We start from the raw sequence: 3,043 nt of genomic DNA, 5'->3' as shown, positions 1-3,043 counted from the left end.
TTCTATGCGATTGGCCGCGATGGGTTGCTGCACAGCCTGCTGGGCACCACCCATCGCGTACACCAGAGCCCGCACATGGGCTCGGCCTTGCAGAGTCTGATTTCCGCAGTGGTGGTGCTGATTTTTGCTGCGATGGATGCCGACCCGATCCTGCAATTGTTCGCCTGGCTGTCGAACCTGGCCACGTTGTGCGTGATCTTGCTGATGGCGCTGACTTCCGTCGCGGTGTTGGTGTTCTTCCGGCGCCATCCCGAACTCAAGGTGGGGATCTGGCGTGCACGGATTTTCCCCGGTTTCTCCTGCCTGGCCCTGTTCGCAGTGCTGGCGCTGGCGGTGGTGCACTTCGATGTGCTGACCGGGGCCAGCCAGCTCCTGTCCTATGGCCTCTGCGCAATCATTCCCCTGGCCCTGCTGGGCGGTGTGTACCTGGCGGCCCGCTTGCGCAAGGCGTCGCCGGAACGCTTCCGGGCGTTGGGCAGCCACAAGCTCTAAGGCGTGCCCTGCAGCTGGCTCCTCCCCCGTCAAACCCGGAAATGGCCCACCAGCTGCTGCTGGTGACTGGCCATTTCGCGCAGTGCATCACTGGCCTTCGCGGCCTCGTGCATGCGCTGGCTGAGGGTTTCGCTGATGCCCCGGATATCGCTGACCCGGTGGCTGATGTCGTCCACCACTGTGCTTTGCTCCAGGGCCGCGCTGGCAATCTGTTGGTTCATCTGTTCGATCACATCCACGGCCTGGGAAATACCCGCCAGCGCGGCGCGGGTCTGTTGCACCTGGACCACGCTGCCGCTGGCTTGATCACGGCTCAGTTGGGTGCTGTGCACCACGTCCTCACTCAGCTGTTGCAGCGTTTCGATCACCGTGCGTACCTGTTCCACCGAGCGCTGGGTGTTGCTCGCCAAGTGCCTGACCTCATCGGCCACCACCGCGAAACCCCGCCCTTGCTCGCCGGCCCGGGCGGCCTCGATGGCGGCGTTCAACGCCAGCAGGTTGGTCTGCTGCGCAATGCTGCTGATGACATCCAGCACCTGGCCGATCTGGCGGCTGCTGTCGGCGAGGGCGGTGACTTGCTGGAGCGTGGCGTCCAGGCGCTGATCGAGCGCCTCGATGCTGCGCTCGGCTGTGGCGAACACCGCCTGGCCTGATCGGCTCGCGCTTTCGGCGGCGGTGGCGGCATCGGCGGCGCTGTGGGAGTGGCGCGCCACCTCCTGGGCACTGGCGCTCATTTCATGCAGGGCGGTGGCCGCCAGCTCCACTTCGCGGTACTGGCGTTGCATGCCGGTGCTGACGTCGCGGGCAACCCCCGAGGAGGTGTCGGCGCTGTCCCGGGTGTCGCGGGCGGCGGTTTGAATGGCGCGAATCATCGGTTGCAAGGTGTCCAGGAAACGGTTGAAGCCACCGGCCAGCCTGCCCAGTTCGTCGCGCCGCCCGGCGGGCAAGCGTTGGGTGAGGTCGCCGTCGCCTTCAACGATGGCATCCAGCAATTCGACCATCTTGAGCAGTGGGCGTGTCACGCCGTAGGCGGTCACCCAGATCAGCAGCATACCCAGGCCGCTGGCGAGCAGGCCCAGGCCAAGGTTGAAACCGTTGGCGGCGCGGCTTTTGCTGTCCAGCTCGCTTTGCATCTGCCGGGCGGGAGCCTGCACCAGGGCTTGCGGCACTTTGATTTGCAGGTGCCAGCCGGGGTTGCCGTCCACCACCTGCAGGGGCTGGCGGATATCGACAGTGTCCCCCGCGACGGCGCCGCTGCGTCCTGCGATCTGGCCGGCGGGCGACAGGATGCTCACTTCGCCGGCGCCCGAATACAAATCCTGGCCCAACTGGGCGGCGAGCTTTTGCAGGGTGTCGAGGCTGACGTCCATGCCGACCACGCCGAGTACCTGGCCGTTGGCGATCAGCGGCACGGAAATACTGCTCATCAGTACATCGCGACCTTCCACTTGGCTGGTGTAGGGCTCCACCACGCAGGTGCGCCGTTGCGTCTGGGGGCAGCGGTACCAATCGGTGTCCGGGTCGGCGCCAGGGAGCGCATGGTTGGCGGTGATCTGTTCTTCGGTCAGCACATTCTGCACCAGCTGCCCCGGCAGGCTCTGTGACCAGTACAACGCAAAGCGCCCGGTTTCATTGCCGGCCAGGGCGCGTTGCCCGACAAACTCGGCGTCTGCGCCGGCCAGCGCGCCAGGCAGCAGCACCACGTACAGGCCGAGCACGTGCTGCTGTTTGAGCAGGGCCTGGCGGGTCACGCTGACCAGCGCTTCGCGCAATTGCGCGGCGCTGAGGCGGCCCTCGAGGGTTTGCTCGCGCAGTTGCAGGACCTGCTCGGCGAACCCTTCGCCTACCAGGGCGCTGTCATTGAAAAAGCGCTCCACGTGTTGGCCATGGGCAACGGCCTGGGCCTGCAGGCGCGCCTCGGCGGCTTGCCAGAGCAGGTGACTGCTCTGCTGCTTGAGCAGATCGGCGCTCTGTTGATTCTGGTACAGGCCGGCACCGATCAGCGCGCCGACCACCACCAGCAGGCACAGCCCGCTCAGCAGGGTGATGCGCCATTGGAGGGTGAGGTGAATTGAACGCATGGCTGAGGTTCCTACGCAAGGCATCCGGGAGAAGGGCGGGGTGACGCGAGCATGCGGCGGGACGCGATAAGCGGCTATCCCGAATCGGCAAACCCTGTGGGCACGCCGTGGGTGGCTTGACCTGTTTTGGGGCGGCGCTTCGGATGCTACCGATTTGGGATAGCGAGCGGCTCAGGGGCGGGCATAGGATCAAATTCAGCGTGCAACCAAAACAACAACGCCAGAGGGCACCGATGCCGTTTGATCGGGCCCAATCCAACAGCGACTGCCTCATACAATAAGGTCAAAAAAATGAGTGTATCTATCCCGGTCAACAGCTCCACGGAGCTCAAGCGTGGCGCCCTGGGCGTGGGCTTCATCATTTTCTTTGTGGTCTCGGCGGCGAGCCCGTTGAGCGTGATCGCCGGTGGCTTCCCGATTGGCATCATGCTTGGCAACGGCGCCGGTACCCCGGCATTGCTGATCCTGGC

Annotated in this window: 1 protein-coding gene and 3 pseudogenes; 2 read left to right on the top strand and 2 right to left on the bottom strand. The window is 65.1% G+C overall.

Annotation, left to right across the window (positions count from 1 at the left end):
• Nucleotides 1–492 (top strand): amino acid permease (locus tag BM017_RS28670; protein ID WP_139216897.1); only part of this gene is annotated, 492 nt, incomplete at its 5' end.
• A 29-nt stretch (nucleotides 493–521) separates the two neighbouring features.
• On the opposite strand, the pseudogene BM017_RS29800 reads toward BM017_RS28670, so the two are convergent.
• Nucleotides 522–1,061: pseudogene (locus tag BM017_RS29800) on the bottom strand (methyl-accepting chemotaxis protein); the annotation flags it as partial.
• Nucleotides 1,062–1,379: 318 nt separating this feature from the next.
• Nucleotides 1,380–2,573, bottom strand: a pseudogene (locus tag BM017_RS29795) (HAMP domain-containing protein); the annotation flags it as partial.
• Nucleotides 2,574–2,864: 291 nt separating this feature from the next.
• Between BM017_RS29795 and BM017_RS29040 the strand changes: the two are divergent.
• Nucleotides 2,865–3,043, top strand: a pseudogene (locus BM017_RS29040) (amino acid permease); the annotation flags it as partial.

The sequence above is a fragment of the Pseudomonas sp. NFPP04 genome, from assembly GCF_900113815.1.
GTDB classification, from domain to species: Bacteria; Pseudomonadota; Gammaproteobacteria; order Pseudomonadales; family Pseudomonadaceae; genus Aquipseudomonas; species Aquipseudomonas extremorientalis.
The sequence above is the reverse complement of the archived record's forward strand: the minus strand, read 5'-3'. Positions and strand labels throughout refer to the sequence as shown.